The sequence below is a fragment of the Actinacidiphila guanduensis genome (genome assembly GCF_900103985.1).
In the GTDB taxonomy this organism is placed as follows: Bacteria; Actinomycetota; Actinomycetes; order Streptomycetales; family Streptomycetaceae; genus Actinacidiphila; species Actinacidiphila guanduensis.
Genome location: NZ_FNIE01000014.1, coordinates 165273 through 182123, shown reverse-complemented (window position 1 = coordinate 182123; position 16851 = coordinate 165273). Strand labels below are relative to the sequence as shown.

The 16851-nt window shown below is 75.3% G+C and carries 12 protein-coding genes; 4 read left to right on the top strand and 8 right to left on the bottom strand.

Annotation, left to right across the window (positions count from 1 at the left end; genetic code table 11):
• Window positions 1–67: 67 nt before the first annotated feature.
• Window positions 68–1099: an MDR family NADP-dependent oxidoreductase gene (locus BLR33_RS27580; RefSeq protein ID WP_093787335.1), complete on the bottom strand. Its 1032-nt coding sequence runs from the start codon at window positions 1097–1099 to the stop codon at window positions 68–70.
• 349 nt (window positions 1100–1448) lie between these two features.
• Between BLR33_RS27580 and BLR33_RS27575 the strand changes: the two genes are divergently transcribed.
• Window positions 1449–2624 (top strand): beta-ketoacyl-[acyl-carrier-protein] synthase family protein, encoded by a 1176-nt coding sequence (locus BLR33_RS27575; RefSeq protein ID WP_093787334.1) that lies wholly within the window; start codon window positions 1449–1451, stop codon window positions 2622–2624.
• Window positions 2625–2943: 319 nt separating this feature from the next.
• Here the strand turns inward: BLR33_RS27575 and BLR33_RS27570 are convergent, their stop codons facing one another.
• Both BLR33_RS27570 and BLR33_RS27565 read right to left on the bottom strand, forming a co-directional pair.
• Window positions 2944–5127 carry an ATP-binding SpoIIE family protein phosphatase gene (locus tag BLR33_RS27570; protein WP_093787333.1) on the bottom strand — a complete coding sequence of 728 codons (2184 nt, stop codon included), beginning with the start codon at window positions 5125–5127 and terminating at the stop codon, window positions 2944–2946.
• Window positions 5128–5287: 160 nt separating this feature from the next.
• The gene (locus BLR33_RS27565) at window positions 5288–8440 is read right to left on the bottom strand and encodes a hypothetical protein (RefSeq protein ID WP_143031765.1); all 3153 of its coding nucleotides are present in this window, start codon (window positions 8438–8440) and stop codon (window positions 5288–5290) included.
• An 888-nt stretch (window positions 8441–9328) separates the two neighbouring features.
• Here BLR33_RS27565 and BLR33_RS27560 point away from each other — a divergent pair.
• A complete protein-coding gene (locus BLR33_RS27560) occupies window positions 9329–10240 on the top strand; it encodes a MurR/RpiR family transcriptional regulator (RefSeq protein WP_093787331.1) in 912 nt (303 codons plus the stop codon).
• A 255-nt stretch (window positions 10241–10495) separates the two neighbouring features.
• Entirely contained in the window at window positions 10496–11902 is a 1407-nt protein-coding gene (locus BLR33_RS27555; RefSeq protein WP_093787330.1) for a hypothetical protein, read from the top strand.
• 128 nt (window positions 11903–12030) lie between these two features.
• Here the strand turns inward: BLR33_RS27555 and BLR33_RS27550 are convergent, their stop codons facing one another.
• Window positions 12031–12945, bottom strand: coding sequence for an NADP-dependent oxidoreductase (locus BLR33_RS27550; protein ID WP_093787329.1), 915 nt, complete (start codon window positions 12943–12945; stop codon window positions 12031–12033).
• 118 nt (window positions 12946–13063) lie between these two features.
• Here BLR33_RS27550 and BLR33_RS27545 point away from each other — a divergent pair, with 118 nt between their 5' ends.
• Entirely contained in the window at window positions 13064–13522 is a 459-nt protein-coding gene (locus BLR33_RS27545; protein ID WP_245771701.1) for a MarR family winged helix-turn-helix transcriptional regulator, read from the top strand.
• Window positions 13523–13547: 25 nt separating this feature from the next.
• Here BLR33_RS27545 and BLR33_RS27540 read toward each other — a convergent pair whose 3' ends face one another.
• The 4 genes from BLR33_RS27540 to BLR33_RS37200 all read right to left on the bottom strand — a co-directional run bounded on the left by BLR33_RS27540 (window position 13548) and on the right by BLR33_RS37200 (window position 16840).
• Window positions 13548–14702 (bottom strand): glutathione-independent formaldehyde dehydrogenase, encoded by a 1155-nt coding sequence (locus BLR33_RS27540; RefSeq protein ID WP_093787327.1) that lies wholly within the window; start codon window positions 14700–14702, stop codon window positions 13548–13550.
• Between the two features lie 139 nt (window positions 14703–14841).
• Entirely contained in the window at window positions 14842–15507 is a 666-nt protein-coding gene (locus BLR33_RS27535) for a UdgX family uracil-DNA binding protein (RefSeq protein ID WP_093787326.1), read from the bottom strand.
• On the bottom strand, window positions 15504–16523 hold the full coding sequence (locus BLR33_RS27530; protein ID WP_093787325.1) for an iron-containing redox enzyme family protein: 1020 nt from the start codon (window positions 16521–16523) through the stop codon (window positions 15504–15506). The genes BLR33_RS27535 and BLR33_RS27530 overlap by 4 nt, the downstream gene beginning before the upstream one ends.
• A complete protein-coding gene (locus BLR33_RS37200) occupies window positions 16520–16840 on the bottom strand; it encodes a CDGSH iron-sulfur domain-containing protein (protein ID WP_093787382.1) in 321 nt (106 codons plus the stop codon). The genes BLR33_RS27530 and BLR33_RS37200 overlap by 4 nt, the downstream gene beginning before the upstream one ends.
• Between the last annotated feature and the right edge of the window lie 11 nt (window positions 16841–16851).

Here is a 16851-nt window from a genome sequence, read left to right as displayed (position 1 = left end):
ACGTCATCTCGCGGCGCCCCAAGACCTTCTCGGTGCGGACCAGCAGGCTTCCCAGCGTCCGCGATCCTTACGGCAGTTGGACGATCACCGGGCCGAAGTGGGCGCCCTTGAGGAGGTCTTGGAGCGCCTGAGGGGCGTCGGTGAGGCCCGGGATCAGGGTGTGGGGGAAAGTGATCGCCTTCGTGCGGAGCCAGGTGGCGAGGTGGCGGGTCCATTCGGCGGGGACGTCGGGGTGGTCCGTGCCGCGGTAGCCGCGCAGGGAGACGCCCTGGATGACGAGGCGGTACGCGTCGAGCGTGGTGGGGGCGCTGCCGCCCGCGCGCCGGGCGGAGAGCTGGCCCGACAGGGCGCCGACCAGGGCGAAACGGGCGCCCGGCCGGGCCGCGGCGACCGCGGCGGTCAGCTGTTCGCCCGCCACGGTGTCGAGCAGGACGTCGATGCCGTCGGGTGCCGCCTCGGTCAGCCGGTCCGCGAAGGAGCCCGAGCCGCGCAGGACGACGGCGTCGTAGCCGAGTTCCCCGGTCAGCCGCTCGGCCTTGCGCGGCGAACCCGTCGTCCCGATCACCCGCCCCGCGCCCAGCAGTCGCGCGATCTGCCCGGCCATCGAGCCCACCGCGCCGGCGGCCCCCGTGACCAGGACCACATCGCCGGTCCGTACGGCGGCCAGCCGGGTCAGCGCGCCGTACGCGGCCACGCCCTGGTTGAGGTACGCCACTTCGGGAAGTTCGCCGCCGAGCGGCACGCACTCCCCGGCGGCCACCTCGGCGTACTCCCGCCAGCCGCGCAGGTGCATCACCCGGTCCCCGGCGCGCAGTTGGCCGCCCGGCGGCGCCACCACCACCTCGCCCACCGCGGGACCGAACACGGTGTCGCCCGGGCGCAGCGGCGGCAGCGGCACCCCGGCGCTCTCCTCGCCCATCAGCGTGCGCAGGCCGGGGAAGACGAGGAAGTAGCGGTTCCTGACCAGGACGTGGCCGGGTGCGGGGCCCTGCAGCGGCACCTCGGCCACGGCGAAGTGCTCGGGCGCGGGCAGGGCCCGGGGGCGGGCGACGAGACGCACCTCGCGCGACAGGGCGGGCAGGGACGGCGGCAGCGTCATGTGCGGACTCCAGCAGGGGAGTTGGGGGCGGCGGCAGCGGCCGCGGGACGGGGGGACCGTAAGCCCTGCCCCGCACGTCAGGGTCAAGCCCGGCCCCGGACACAAGGGTGCCCGCGAGTGCACGCCCCGGGCCCGACCGCTTCCCCGGGGGGATGCCCGTGAGCCTGCGGCTCGGATCGCGCCCGGAAACGAGCAAGGGCGGAAGATCAGCAAAAGAGGTGGCGTGTCAGTTCTGTCACTTTTCACGCCGATTGGTGTTCTCGTGGGACACAATGCAAGAGCGGCCGCGGAGCCATGGGTCCCCCGCCGTCACACGGACGTCCACCACCGTCGTTTTGAGGAGGGCCCCGTGCCTGCCTACGTGTTTCCGCCGGCCGTCGTCGCGGGCGAGTTCGCCGTCACCACCGAGGACATCCTCAAGGACGTACGGGTGCGGCACCCGAGTGCGCCCTGGCTCTCCCGGATCGACGGCATAGCCGCGAGCACCGGCATCACCGTCCGGCACTGGATGCGGCCGCTCGCGGAGCAGTCCGCGCTGGCCGACGGCGGGCTGCGCGCGCCCGACGAGGCCGCCGCACGCGCCGCGCTGGCCGCCGAGGACTTCGGCAAGGCCGACATCGACCGCATCGTGGGCGCCCTGCACAGCGTGCCCGGCCCCCGGACGATCGAGGAGCGCAACGGGCCCGCGTGGACCGCCGTGCAGGAGTACGGGGAGCGGGCCGCCCGCCGCGCGCTGGCGGACGCCGGGATCACCGCCGCCGACGTGGACTGCCTGATCACCAGCCATTCCACCACCCCCGCGCTGCCCGGCCTGGACGTCTCCCTCGCCAACCGGCTGCCGCTGCGCGACGACGTCCTGCTACTGCCCGCCAGCCAGTGGGCCTGCATCGCCGGCACCCGCTCGCTCGCCCTGGCCGCCGACCTGGTCGCCGCCGACCCCGACCGCACCGTCCTCGTCGTCGTCTCCGAGGCGCTGAGCACCACCTACCAGCCGCTGGACGACACCCTTGAGTCGCTGATCACGCGGCTGCTCTTCGCCGACACCGCGGTCGCCGCCGTCGTCACCGGGCGGCCCCGCCCGGGGGCCGCGCTGCGGCTGGACGCCTCCTGGCACCACACCCTGCACGACACCAGCGACCTGCACCGGCTGCACACCCGCGCCGACGGCGTGCACTTCGTCATGGACCGCTCCGGCCCGCGGGCCGTGCAGCGCACCGTCCTCGCGATGTGGGAGTGGCTGCGCCGCCGCCACCCCGAGGAGGCCTGGCACCCCGACCTGCTGCTCGCCCACCCCGGCGGCACCCGCGTCCTCGAATACATGAAGCAGACCATGCCGGACTCCTGGCCGGACGGGCTGCTCGCCCACAGCTGGGACAGCTACGCCACCGGCAACCGCGGCGGCGCCGCCGTCTTCGACATCCTCGCCCGCGCCCACCGCACCGCCCCCGCGCCCGGCTCCCGCACGGTGCTCTACGCGGCCGCCCCCGGCCTCACCGCGACCGCCCTCGAAGGGGAGTGGCTGTAGGGCGGTCCCTCGGACCGGTTTCCGGTGCTGGTTCCCGACGGCGGTCTGCCACTGGGCCGCTGCCCGGCACCGTTCTTCGACACCGGGCCTCAGGCTGGTCCCCGGCGCGGCTCCGTGACGCCGGTCGCTGGGGCCGTGCCGCCGGGCCGGTCTCCGTGGCGGTGGTCGCTCAGCCGGTGCGGCTGGTCCGATCTGCGGTGCCGGTCCAGGGGAGCCTCCGTGCGGTGGCAGGCGCCCGCCTCGACGGCCACCGGTACGGGCCGGGGGAAGCCTCCCCCGGGAGCCCGGGAGCCCCGCGCCGTCCCCGTGCGCCGCGGGCTCACGCCGCGATCTCCGCCCATGTCGTCTTCGCCCCCTCCGCGCCCCACCGCACGCCCCAGCGGGTGCTGAGCTTGTGGACCAGGAGCAGGCCGCGGCCGCCCTCGCCCAGCGGGTCCACGCGGTGCAGCCACGGGCGGCCGTTGCCGTGGTCGCGCACCTCGCACACCACCCGCCGGGTGTCGGTCCTGATCAGCCGCAGCGTGACATCGGGGCCGCCGTGCCGCAGCGCGTTCGTCACCAGCTCGCTGACCACCAGCGACGCCTCGTGCACCCGGTCGACCAGGCCCCACTCGGACAGCCGCCGGACGGTCAGGTCCCGGGCCCGGGAGACCGCGCCGAAATCGGCGGAGGGGACCGCGAGCGTGGCCGCGTCGTGCTCGGGGCGGCCGTGCATGCGGGCCACCATCAGCGTCACGTCGTCGCGCAGCAGGGGCCGCTCGGGGGTCAGCTCGGCCACCGCGTGGCGGACGGCCTCGGTGAGGTTGTCGCCCGGGGCTATCCGGGCCACCGCGCGCATCAGCGCGCCGATGCCCTCGTCTATCGTCCGCGAGGGGTCCTCGACCAGGCCGTCGGTGTAGAGGGCGAGCAGCGAGCCCGGCTCGGCGGTGAACTCGTGGACGGTGAAGGGCTCGCGGGTGGCGAACGTGGTGCCCAGGCCCGAGTGGGCCGGCGGCGCCACCAGCTCGGCCCGCCCGTCCGGGTGCACCAGGATCGGCGGCAGGTTCCCCGCGTTGCACATCGTGCACAGGTGGTCCACCGGGTCGTAGCAGACCACGCAGCAGGTGCTGTTCAGCGCGCTGTAGCCGGCCGCGAAGCCGGTCTCCGACTCGTCCAGCAGCGCCACGGTCTCGTCCAGCCGGGCGAGCACCTGGTCCGGCGGCAGCCCCGCCGACAGGTGCGCCCGCGCCTCCATCGACAGCTGGCCCATCGAGGCCGCCGCGCCCAGCCCGTGGCCCACCACGTCCCCGACGACCAGCGCGGTGCCGCCGCCGGCCAGCGGGAAGCTCGACACCCAGTCTCCGCCGACGCCCGCGCTGTCCGGCGTGGTCGGCTCATAGGCGTGCGCGACCTCGATCGTGCCGGACGGCAGCGGCGGCAGCAGGCGGCGCTGCAACGCCAGCACCTGGGTGTGCTCGCGCTGGTGGCGGCGGGCGTTGTCGACGTGCTTGGCGGTCTTGACGACCAGCTCCTTGATGTCGATCAGGTCCTCGCCGAAGGGCCCCTGCGGCCCGCCGGGGCGGCGCCACACCTCGGCCACACCGAGCACGATGGGCCCCTCGTCGTCCCCGGCGGCGTCCTCCACCACCAGAGGCACGCACGCCACCGTCAGCGGCCCGTCGTCGGGCACCAGGGCACGGATCAGCCGCGGGTCGTTGCCGAGCGCCTTCTCTATCGCCTCCCGGTCCGGCAGGACGAAGGCGCCGTACCGGTCGTGCCGCCGGGTGCGGCCGAGGAAGACCGCGGCCTCCTCCGGCAGGTTGCGGCCGGTGGTCAGGAAGCCCTCCGGCCAGGCCCGGTCCGGGGCGAGGGCGGCCCGCCGCAGCCGCGCCCGGTCCTCGATGTGCTCGCCGGTCCACACGTCGTAGTCCAGCGACACCGCCGCCACGTCGCCCCACGGCAGCAGCGAGGCGGCCAGCGCGCGGGCGGTCTCGCCGACGTCCAGCGTGGTGCCGATCGAGGTGGCGGCCGCGTACAGGTGCAGCCGGCGGGCCATGTCGATGAACGAGATGGTCAGCCCGTCCTCCGGCGGTGCCGAGGGCAGGATGCTCAGCGACACCACGAGGTCGGACTTGTCCGCTTTCGGGAGTCGCTGCACCCGGGCCACGTGCGGCACGCCGGTCTCCAGCACCCGCCGCATGCGGTGGGTGACCGCCGGGACGTCGGCGTGCGGCAGCAGGGCCGCGAACGGCTCGCCCGGCAGCGCGGTCAGGCCGTCGAAGCAGGGCGCGTCCAGGTTGGCGCTGATGATCCGCAGGTCCCGGTCGACCGTCACGGCGCCGAGGATCTGCTCGGAGTCGCCGTGGGCGTCGAGCGGCCCGCCCCCGGCCGGCCCCGCGCCACCAGCGCCGCCGCCGGCTCCGTTCCGACCGTGCGCACCGCTCGCCGCCTCTCCTAGGGCGTGGCTGAGCGCTGACAGGTCGGTCTCGTCGGAACCGCTCGGTGACGTGATGGGATCATCCATCAGGTGCTCCCGTCCCGTTACCCGGATCACACATGCGATGGTGCCATGCCATCACAGAAAAACGGACATTTCACATGCAAGGGTCGCACGCGCGTTCGTATCGCGCGGGCGCGGGCGGTGCCCCCGCCGCCTGGTCGCGGCGGCAGGGGCGGACGCGGACTCAGTGGCAGACGAGGGCGAACGAGCCGTTCCCGGCGGCCGCGCCCGGCGTCGTGGCCATGCTGAGGCCGACGTACGGGTGCGCCGCGTCGGGCGTGAAGGTGAAGGTGTCGGTCAGCGTGTAGCTGTGCGAGCCCTTCGGGAAGTGCGCGGTCTGCGTCGGCCGGCTCACCGCCCCCTGCGGGCTCGGGTTCGCGCCCTGCCACCAGGTCAGGCGCAGGGTGCCGGCGGCCGTCCCGTCGTAGTTCACGACGACCGTCGCGGTGGCGGTTGATTGCTTGCCTGTGCCGCAGCCGGACTGGGTGACCCGTACGGACTGCACCTTGGGCCCGGCCGCGCCCTTGCCCCGGTCGGGCGGGCTCGGCACGGTGGTGACCGGGTCGGCCGTCGGTGAGGAGACGGCGGTGGCCGGGGGAGCGGCCGCCGTGCTCGGGCTGAGGGTGGGGCTCGGCGGGGTGGTGGGCGTCGTGGCGGTGGCCGTCGCCGAGGGGGTCGCCGAGGCGCTGGTGGTCGCGGGGGCGGAGGGCACGGTCGCGGGCGCCTGCACCTGCGAGGCGGACGCGGAGGGTGCCGCCTTGTCCTTGCCGCCGCTGTCGCCGCCCCCCGAGGCCGCGGTCGCAACGGCCACGACGACGGCCACCACGGCGATGACGGCTCCCGCCGTGATGACGAGGGCGCGCCGCCCGAACCGCTTGGGCGCCTCGCCGGCGGGGCCCGCCCCCTCGCCACCGGGTGCCTCCGGCGGGGTGAGCGGCTGGAGCGGGATGATCACGCGCACGGGGGCAGCGGGTTCGGAGGGGGCCGCGGGTTCCGAGGGTTCGCCCTGGGCGGCTGGCGCGGTGGGTTCGCCTTGGGCGGGCGGGCTGGTGGGTGCGGCGGGTTCGGCGGCGCCGGGCTGCTCGGCCTGGGCGGGCTGTGCGGAGGGTTCCGGGGTGGCCTCGCTTGCGGGCGCGGCTGTTGCGGAGGGTGGGGTGGCGTCCGGGGTGGCGGGGGCCGCGTCCGGGGTGGCGGGCGCGGTTGCCTCGGTGGGTGAGACGGCGCTCCCGGCTTCGGGTGCGGCTGCCTGCGGGGTGGCGTCGGTGCCCTCGGCGGCGGAGGCGTTTTGGGCGGGGACGGTTCCGGGCTGCTCCTGAGCGACGGCCTCGGCTGCTGCCGCGGCGACGGCCTTGGCCCGAGGGGTGCCCGGCTGCTTCCGTACGGCCTTCACGGCGGGCTTGGCGGCCGACCGGCGCTGCTTTGCGGCGGACGTGGTCCGTGCGGCGGTTGCGTCCGTGTCGCTGGGCTGGTCGTGTGCACGTGCGCCTGCCGCGGCCTCACTGGTCGTACGAGCCTCGCCTGCCGTGGCCTCGCCGGTCGTACGGGTCTGGTCCCCGGTCGCCTGGGACGCCGTGTCCGCGCCTTCGGCCGGAGCCTGTTGCGCATCGGTGGCCTTGGCACCGACGGTCGCGCTGACGGCGCCCTTGCGCGGGGCCTTGGACCGCTTGCCCGCGGGGGCGGCGGCCGCCTTCTGCCCGGCGGGTACGGCCCCTGCGGGTGCCGCCGTGCCGGCCGCTCCCGCCGAGTCGCCTTCGGCAGGTACGGCCACGTCGTCCGCGGCGGGTACGGCCTTGCCGGCGCCTGCGGCGGCCTTGCTCTGGGCGGGCTCCTCGCCGGCTGCGGCCTCGGCCGTCGGGTCGGCCGCTTGCGCGGATGCGGCCTTGTCCGGAACGGCTGCCGCGCCCTCGGCGGGCGTCGCGGCGGAGACCGCCGTCGCCTCGGCGCCGTTCGCTGCGGCCTGGTCGGCGGGGGCAGCGGTGGTGGCTCCTGCCGGGGCGGCCTTTCCCGACGTGGCTGCCGCCTGGTCGGCGGCTGCTGTCGGTGCGGCGGTGCCGGCGGATGCGGTGTTGTCGCCGTCTGCGGGCGTCGTGTCGGCGGGTGCTGCCGTGCCGGGGTTCGCCGTTGCCTTGGTGCTGGTTGCTGCCGTCTGGTCGGCGGGCACGGTTGCCTCGCTGCTTGCGGCGGTGTTGTCCGGCGTGGTTGTCGGTGCGGTGGTGCCGGCGGGCGCGGTCTTGTTGCCGTCTGCGGGCGCCGTGTCGGACTTCGCCGTCGCCTTGGCGCCGGGCGTACCTGCCTGACGGGCCGGGGATGCCTTACGAGGCTTGCTCGCGGATGCCTTTCGGGCGGGCGTGGCCTGTCGGGGGGCCGGGGATACGGGTGTCGCTTTGTCGATGTCCGCGGGGACAGGCTGACCGGCCGGGGTGGCCGTTTCGGCGTTCGCCGGGGCGGCGTCGTCCGGCGCGGCTGGCGGTGCCGCGGGCGTGGCCGGTGCGGTCTTGCCGCCGTCCGCGGGCGCGGTGGTGGCGGACACCGACCCGGCGGGGTTCGCTGCCTCCGGGGTCACCGGTGCCGCCTTGTCGACATCCCCGGGCGCTGCTTCGGCGGGCTGGGCCGGAACGGCGGGCTGTGCCGGGCGCATGGGCTGGGCAGGCATCGCGGGTCGTGCGGGTCGTGCGGGGACGCCCTTCGACAGCGGCTTCGCCTTCGTGGCCCTCGTCCCCAGGGCCGGTATGACGTTCGACAACCGCCGGATCCGCGAGGCGAGGAACGGCCGCCCGGCCTCGGGTTCGGCCTGCTCCTGCACCGGCTTGTCAGGGGCCGGTGCGTCCGCCGGTTTGGCGCCGTCTGCTTGAGCGGCGTCGGCCTGTGCCGCGTCCGCCTGGACGTTCTCCCCCTGCGTCGACGTGCCGGGGACGGGCGCGGAGCCGTCCGTCGCTGGTGCGGCTGTGGCCTCCGCCGCGTCGGCCGGGACGTCCTGCCCCTGCGTCGGCTTGCCGGGTGCCCCGGCCTCCCTCGGCGTGGCCGCGGACGCCTGAGCCTCTTCCGCCCGGTTCGGCTTGTCCGGCGACTCGGCGTTTGCCGTTTGCGCGGCCGGGGACTGCGTCGGCTCGGAGGATGCGTCGGCGGGAGCCGCGCTGCTCGCGTGGGGGCCCGTCGCTGCCGCGTCCGCCTGGCCGCCCCGGCTCCGGGCCGGCCGGGTGGCCGCGTCGGCTGCCTGTGCCGTGTCGGCCTGTGCCTTCTTCGTGGCGGCTGCCGCGGCGTTGCCCGCCTGCGCGGGCTCACCTTCGGACGCTGTGCTCGCTGTCGGTGCCCCGGGCGCGGCTGCGCCCTCCGCCACCGAACTCTCCCTGCTTTCCGGGCCGTTCGGCCGGTCGGCGGAGCCCTCGTGTGCCGGGGCCGGCGGGCGTGCGTCCTTGCCGGCCGCGGGCGTCGCCGCCTCCGCCACCGAACTCCCCCTGCCCTTCGGGCCGTTCGGCTGCTCCGCGGGACCCTCCTCGGATGTCGCCGCGGCGGGTGCCGACTGGCGGGGGATCGACGGGGTGGCGCGGCGGGTGGCGGGCGCAGCTGTGGCGCGGGGGGTCGCCTTCGTGCGGGGCGCGGGGACGCGCGCCCGGCGGGTGTGCGGTCGCGGCTGCTCCGCTGCTCCCTTGTCGTCGCCGGGTATACCCGTGCCGTCGTGGTCGTCCACGTGTTCCGCCCCTCGCGCTGCCCCTGGTGCAGGAGCCCTGGCCCTAGTTCGTCCGGCAGTCGTTCGGCCCGTTTCCCCGTGGTGCTGCCCGTGCCGCCGGACGTCGGGCCGAGCCGCCGGGGCCCACGCGCCGGATGCCGTCGCGCGGAAGCCGGCCGGGCAGGACGCGGCAACGACGGCGCAGCCGCAGGCCGGGAGGACCCCCGGGCCGGCGGGCAGGCGCTGTGAGGGTCACGAGAGTAGCGTCATCACGACCGTGCGGCCCAACACCCCGGTGGTGCGTTCTCGTTGCCGCCGTCCCGGCCAATACCGGTGTGCACGCAGCGTGTTGACGCGGGTACGCAGCCGGTGCGCAAGGCCCGCCGGACCCGCGCCGGGCGCCGTACGCGTACGCTCGCCGCGTGCGTACGGGCCCAGCAGCCGCCCGGCGTGCGGCCGTTGGGCGCGGGGTGAATGCGGGAGCCGCTGCGCCCCCGCCCGGCTGAATGCCATAATCGCGGCACATTCCGGAACGGGCGTGAGCGATCGGGGAGCCGTATGGACGCCAAGGGCTACGGCCGCACCGGCGGGCGCGCCGACGTGACCGCGCTGATCCGGGCCGAACTGCCGCGGTTGACGGGGTCGTTGCGCAAGGTGGGGGAGCTGATCCTTGCCGACCCGGCCGCCGTCATCGGCTGCTCGGCGGCCGAACTCGGGCGCCGCACCGGCACCTCGCAGCCCTCGGTGACGCGTTTCTGCCGGGCGATCGGCCTCGACTCCTACCAGCACCTGCTCATCGAGCTGGCCCGCGAGGGCGCGCGGGGCGCCGGGACCAGTTGGGGCACCTCCGAGATCGGGCCGGACATCTCGCCGGACGACGATCTGGAGCGGGTGGTCACGGTGGTCGCGCAGGCCGATCTCGGCGCCGTGCAGCGGACGTTGGACACGATCGACCTGGCCGCGCTGGAGCGGGCCGCCCAGGCGGTCGCGCGGGCCCGGCGGGTGGATGTCTACGGGGTGGGCGGCAGCGGCGTGGTGGCGGTGGAGACCGAACTGCGGCTCTACGGCATCGGCTGCGCGGTGCGCGGCTGGAACGAGGTGCACGCCGCCACCACCTCGGCGGCGCTGCTGACGCCCGCCGACGCCGCCATCGCCATCTCCCACTCCGGGGCCACCCGCGAGACCGTCGAGCCCTTCGAGCTGGCCGGCGAGCGCGGCGCCACCACCATTGCGGTCACCGCCGATCCGAGGTCGCCGCTGGCCCGCGCCGCCGAGATCCGGCTGGTCTCCACCACCGCCGAGACCAGCTTCCGCTCCGGCAGCATCGGCGCCCGCCACTCGGTCCTGCTGCTCATCGACTGCCTCTACGTCCGCGTGGCGCAGCTGACGTACGCGCGGGCGAGCGCGTCCATGGCGCTGACCGGGCACATCGCGGCCCAGCACGGCGTGAAGGGCCGCCGCGCGCGCTGAGCAACGCCCGGCACGAACACGGGAGTTGCCGCACGGAGGCGGCTGCATGATTCATTCATCAGATGTGTGCGCGATGGTTGTTTGAATCATCACTGTCTGCCAGCATGTCTGCGTCCGCCGCGGCCGGCGGGCGCCGCAGGAGCCCTCGCCGGAGTTCCGCGTGCGCCCGCCGCACCCCACCCGCTGCCGTACCACCGCGTCTGAAGCCACCCTCGTCGCGCTCCCGCCCTTGCGCTTCCACGATCGGAGTAGGCCATGTCGGAGCAGCACCCCTCGTCCGCACCGCACCCGCTGAACCGCCGAACCCTCCTGCAGGCGGCCGGAATCGGCGCCGGCGTGCTCGCCGCGAGCGGGGCGGCGGCCGCCCGCGCGACCGCCGCCGGCCCGGCGGCGGCCCTCACGTCGCCCACCCGGCAGACGGGTTCGGTGAGCAGCGCGGACCTGCCGCTGACCGGCGGCCCCGACTTCCCCATCGGCCTGTTCTGGCCGCCGCACCCCTTCCAGACCACGGCCGAGCGCTACCAGGAGATCGCCGACGCCGGCTTCACCTTCCTGATCACCGGCAACTACCAGTTCGACGAGCAGAGCGGTGGCTACGCCCTGGCGATGGCCGACCAGGCGGGCCTGAAGGTGCTCATCGCCGGCGACCCGAGGGTGGAGGCCATCGCGCATTACCTGACGGTGACCGACGACCGCAGCGTGCCCTCCTCGCTCACCACCGCCGACACCGCCTCCTGGGTCCGGGCCGCGCTGGGCAGTTACACCGGCCACCCCTCCTTCGCCGGCTTCAACGTCTACGACGAGCCCGCGCAGGACCGCTTCCCCACGGTCGGCGCGCTCACCGCGACGGTGCGCACGCTCGCCCCGGACCTGCTGCCGTACTCCAACCTGTGGCCCGGCAACGGCGCCGCCTACGCGGCCTTCGTGCAGGACTACATCGACACCGTCCGGCCGCCGCTGATCTCCTTCGACCGCTACCCGATCCTCGCCGACGGCATCGACCTGAACTACTTCGACAACTGGGCCGTCTTTCGCGAGTCGTCCCTGCGGTCGGGGCTGCCCGCCTGGACCTACATCCAGTCCGTGGGCTTCGACGGCCACCGCGTGCCCACCGCCACCCAACTCGCCTGGCAGGCCAACATCTCCCTCGCCTACGGCTGCAAGGGCATCCAGTACTTCACCTACTGGACGCCCGACCCGGCCCGCGGCGAGGGCTTCACCCAGGCCCTCATCACCACCGACGGCAAGCGCACCCCGCTCTACGCCGCGGCCAAGGCGCTCAACCGCGACTGGCTCCAGCCGGTCGGCCGCCAACTCAAGCCGCTGGTCTCGCAGTCCGTCCAGCACGCCAACGACACCCCGCTGCCGCCGAGCGCCGCCCCCTTCACGCCGGGCGAGCAGCTCACCTCCGCCACCGGCGACCCGTGCGTCCTCGCCCTGTTCCGCAACTCCGAGGACGACGGCACCCGTTACCTGCTGGCCGTCAACCGCGACCCGGACGCGCCCGCCCGCATCCAGCTCGGTATCGACCGCGCCCACGTGCGGGCGGTGGCCCGCTTCGTCCCGGCGGAGAACACCTACCGGGACGCCGGACGGCCCGCCGAACTCGACCTCGCCCTGCCCGCGGGCGGCGCCGCCCTCCACCGGCTCTCGCCCGCCTGAGCCCGCCCGGGCCGCCGGAAGATGCCCCGGCACCGCGGCAAGACGCCGTGCGGGCCCGTACGTTCGCGCGTACGGGCCCACACGACAGGAGGCCGCTCCGGCCGCCCGGCCGGCTCGGCCCACTCGGCTCAGCCCGCCACCTCCAGCAGCACCTTGCCGCCCGCGTGCCCGGTCTCGATCAGCTCGTGCGCCGCGGCCGCCTCGGTGAGCGGGAAGACCCGGCCGACGGTCACCGTGATCCGCCCGGCGGCCGCCGACTCCAGCACCTCGGAGACGGCCCCCAGGTCGCGCTTGCCGCCCGCACTGAAGGGCACACCGACCGACGCGGCGGCGGGGTCGGCGATGGTGACGACGCGGTCGGTGCTGCCGCGCAGCTCCACCAGGACGGGCAGGTCGCCCGTGCCCGCCGCGTCGAGGACGGCGTCCACACCGTCGGGCGCCGCGGCGCGCACCCGGTCGGCCAGGCCTTCGCCGTACTCCACCGCGGTGGCGCCCAGGCCCGCCACCCGGTCCTGGCTCGCCGGGCCCGCGGTACCGATCACGCGCACGCCCCGGGCAACCGCGAGCTGAACGGCGATGCTCCCCACCGCGCCGCTGGCGCCGTGGATCAGCAGGGTCTCGCCCGCCGCCACGCCCAGCTCGTCCAGCACCCGGGCGGCGGTGTTCGCCGCGACCGGCAGCGCGGCCGCCTGTGCGAGGTCCAGGCCGTCCGGGACGCGGACGAAGCCGCTGCTCACCACGGACTCGGCGTAGCTGCCGACCGGCGCGTCGGGCCAGCCGGCGACCCGGTCGCCGACCGCCACGCCGGTGACGCCGGGGCCGACCTCCGCCACGGTGCCGGCGAACTCCGAGCCCAGGACGGCCGGCAGCGGCGTCGGGAACTGCTTGGCCGCGACACCGGAACGAATCTTGGCGTCCAGCGGGTTGACCCCGGACAGGTGCACCCGCACCCGGACCTGCCCGGGCCCGGGAGCCGGCTCGGCGGCCTCCGTAAGGTGCAGGACGCTCGGCGGACCGAAAGTGTCGATGGTGACTGCGCGCATGGCATGGCTCCTGTGGTCGCATGTGGGCCGTCCGGCGAACGACCCTGTCCACCCGAACACCCCCACCCCCGTGAGCATTCCTTGTCCGGACAACTTTTTCCTCCGCTAGGCTGGGGGCGTGAGCGAGCAGGGGATGGCGGCGGTGGGTCCGCTGAGCCATGCGGTCTTCCGCACGGCCCGGCTGCACAAGGCGTTGGTGGCGCGGCTGCTGCGGGACAGCGGCCTGCGCCCGGGGCAGGAGCTGGTGCTCATGGCCCTGTGGCAGGACGGCCCCCAGCGGCAGGTGGACCTCGTCACCTCGCTCGGCTCCGACGCGCCCACCATGGCCCGCAGCATCACCCGCCTGGAGCGGGCCGGCCTGGTCGCGCGCCGCCCGTCGCCCACCGACCGGCGCGCGGTGATCGTCGAGGCCACACCGGCCGCCCTGCCGCTGCGGGCGAAGGTCGAGCACGCCTGGGGCGAGCTGGAGCGCCTGACCGCCGGGGCGCTGTCCGCGCCCCGCCGGGCCGAGATCCTGGACGCCCTCGCCGCCTTGGAGGCGAACCTCACGGCGGCGGAGACGGCCGTGGACTCCTGAGCGCGGTCGGGCGATCGGGCGGGGATCAGGCGGCCTGGGCGAGCGAGGGGCGCAGCAGGACCTTCGTCCAGCCGTGGTCGCGCCGATCGAAGTGCGCGTAGCCGTCCGGGGCCTGGTCCAGGCCGAGTTCGTGCGAGACGAGGAAGGACGGCTTGGCGGTGCCGCTGATGATCAGATCGCGCAGGCCCCGGTTGTAGCGCACCACCGGGCACTGGCCGGTGCCCATCCGCTGGCCCTTGGTGAAGAAGGTGCCGTAGTCGAAGCCGATCCGGCCCTCCTTCGCGCCCTCGTCGGCGGCGCCGGGGTCGGAGGGCATGTAGACGCCGATGACGCCGATGCCGCCCGTGGTGCGCATGCACTTCACCAGGTTGTCCAGCACCAGTTCGGGATGCTCCTGGCCGGAGGGGTCGTGCGCCTGGTAGCCGACGGCCTCCACGCCGCAGTCGGCGCCGTGCCCGTCGGTGGCGTCCAGGATCTGCTCGACCGGGTCGGCCTCGGAGAAGTCCACCGCGGTGGCGCCGATGGAAGCGGCCAGCTCCAGCCGGTCGGGCTCCTTGTCCACCACGTAGACCTCAGAGGCGCCGCGGATCAGCGCGCTGTGCGCGGCCAGCAGGCCCACCGGGCCGGCGCCGAAGACCGCCACCCGGTCACCGGCGCTCATACCGGCCAGCTCCGTGCCGTGCCAGCCGGTGGGGAAGATGTCGGAGAGCATCGTGAAGTCGTTCTCGTGCTCCTCGCCCGGCGGCAGCTCCAGCAGGTTGAAGTCCGCGTAGGGCACCCGCAGGTACTCGGCCTGGCCGCCCGCGTACGGGCCCATGTTCGCGTAGCCGTACGCGGCGCCGTCCACGCCCTCGGTCGGGTTGGTGCGCAGGCAGAACGCGGTCCAGCCGGCCACGCAGTTGCGGCAGGTGCCGCAGGCGATGTTGAAGGGCACCGAGACCCGGTCGCCGGGCTTGATCCGCGTGACGCCGGGGCCGACCTCCTCGACGATCCCCATGTTCTCGTGGCCGAGGACGGTGCCCTCCTCGACGGTGGTGCGGCCCTCGTACATGTGCAGGTCGGAACCGCAGATGTTGCTCGTGGTGATCCGGACGACCGCGTCGTTGGGCTGCTCGACACGCGCGTCGGGCACGTTCTCCACCGACACCTCGAAGGGACCCCGGTACACGACAGCCTTCACGTCCGCTCTCCTTGACTCGCAGGTGCCGGGCGGCCCGTCGCACGGGGGCCGCCCCTTTCCGCCTTCGCGGGTGCCCGAAGCAGCGGCGGGAAAACAGGGAGCCGGCCGCCAGGGCCGCCGCAGGGGACTCAGGCGGTGGTCATTCCAGCAGCCCGGCGGCCACCCGCAGGTCGGCGACGAAACCCGCGTACACCGCGTCGCGGTCCTCGGCCCGCAGGATCGCCGAGGGGTGGATGGTGGCGAGCAGCACGCGGTCCGCGGCCGTGGCGGCCGGGTCGGGCGCGTCCTGGTGCCCGGGCCAGGGCAGGGGCGTGCCGCGGTCGGCGGTCACCCGGAACGAGGGCCCCATCAGCGCCTTGCCCGCGGTGGCGCCCAGCGCGACCACCACCCGCGGGTCCACCAGCCGCAGTTCCGCGGTGAGCCAGGGCCGGCACGCGCGCATCTCCCTCATGCTCGGCGGCTTGTGGATACGGCGCCGGTTGCGCTCACCGGGGCTGAACTTGAAGTGCTTGACGGCGTTGGTGACCCACACCGGCTCATCGCCGAGCCCGGCCTCCGCCAGCGCCTTGTGCAGCATCCGCCCGGCCGGGCCGACGAACGGCTCGCCCTGCCGGTCCTCCTGGTCCCCGGGCTGCTCGCCCACCAGCACCAGCCGCGCCTCGGGACTGCCCTGACCGAAGACGGTCTGCGTGGCCGGCCCGTACAGCGGGCAGCCCCGGCACTCGGCGGCCGCCTTGCGGTGGGCGGGCAGGCCGCCGCGCGCGGGCAGGAAGGGCGTCGCGTCGTACTCCTCCGGCCCACTCACCTGGCACCGCCCTCGTCCGGCTCGGGGCGCAGGGCCGAGCGGCCGGACCGCCACGCGGACAGCAGATGGGCGCCCAGCCGGTCCTCCACGAAGGTGGTGGCGTCGGCGCCGAAGGCCACGTCGGGGGCGAGGGCGGGCTCGTCGGCGAGCAGGCCGGCGATCACCTCGTGCCGGACCACCTGCTCGTGCACTGCGTCGGCCTCGACGTGCTCGTCGTAGAAGTGCTGCGCCGCCGGGCCCGCCCCGGCCCGCCGCATCGCCTCGGCCAGCCGCCGCGAACCGGGCGAGGAGGTCACCTCCACCCAGGCGAAGTGCCCGACGAGGGCGCCGCGCAACGAGCGGTGCAGGCCGAACAGCGACATCAGGTTCACCACGGCGAGCGCCTGCGCCGGGGCGCGGTCCAGGTAGTGACCGTACGCGGGGTCCAGCGCCAGGTCCGCCATGAGGTCCGCGAAGAGCCGGGCGTGCACGCGGTCGGCGCGGCCGGCGCCGAACTCGTCGTACTCCACGGCCGCCATCGCCGCCTTCGCCCGCCCGTGCAGCCGGGGCAGTACCCACGCATGCGGATCGGCCTCCTTGAGGTGGTACAGCGAGCGCACCGCCGCATACTCGCGCAACTCCCCGAGGTCCCCACCGCGTTGGAGGTGGTGGGAGACCGAACCCGAGGTGTCGGCGGGCTCGGTGAGCAACTCCCCGAAGACCTCCTCGACATCGCGCCCGCCCGGCACGTCCTGCCGCAGCGCGGCCAGGAACCGCTCCTCCATCAGCCCGCGCAACGCCAGCAGGGTCACGTCCCACTCGCGGTCGTCGGGGACGTCCACGAAGCCGCGGTAGTGCAGCTCGTAGAGGACGTAGAGGGCCAACTGCAGGTCGTCGCCGTACGGTTCGGCCGTCGCGATGGGCTCCCGCAGGTCGGGCACGGGCAGTTCGGGGTCGCGCAGGGCGGCGAGCACGCACGCCGACAGCTCGCCGCGGGCGCGCGGCAGGGCGGGGGCGGGGGGCGCGGCCGTGGTCACTGTTCCTCCTTGTGCGGGCGGGCGGGCCGCTCATGGGCGCGGTGGCTGGTGTCGCACCAGGGGTAGGTGCGGCTGCGCCGGCAGGTGCACACCGCCACGCGGAAGCGGTCGGAGTACGCGCGGGTGCCGTCCTCGGCGACGAACTCGACGGGTCCCTCCACCAGGAGGGGGCCGCCGCGCTCGACGCTGACCCGGGTGGCGCCGCCCGCAGCCGGGGTGTGTCCGGGGCGGGGGCCGGCGGGAGCGGCAGCCGCCTCCGCCGGGCGCCTCCCGCTCCCGCCGGAGCCGGGCCCGCCGCCGTCGCCGGCCGTATGCACATCGCCCGTTG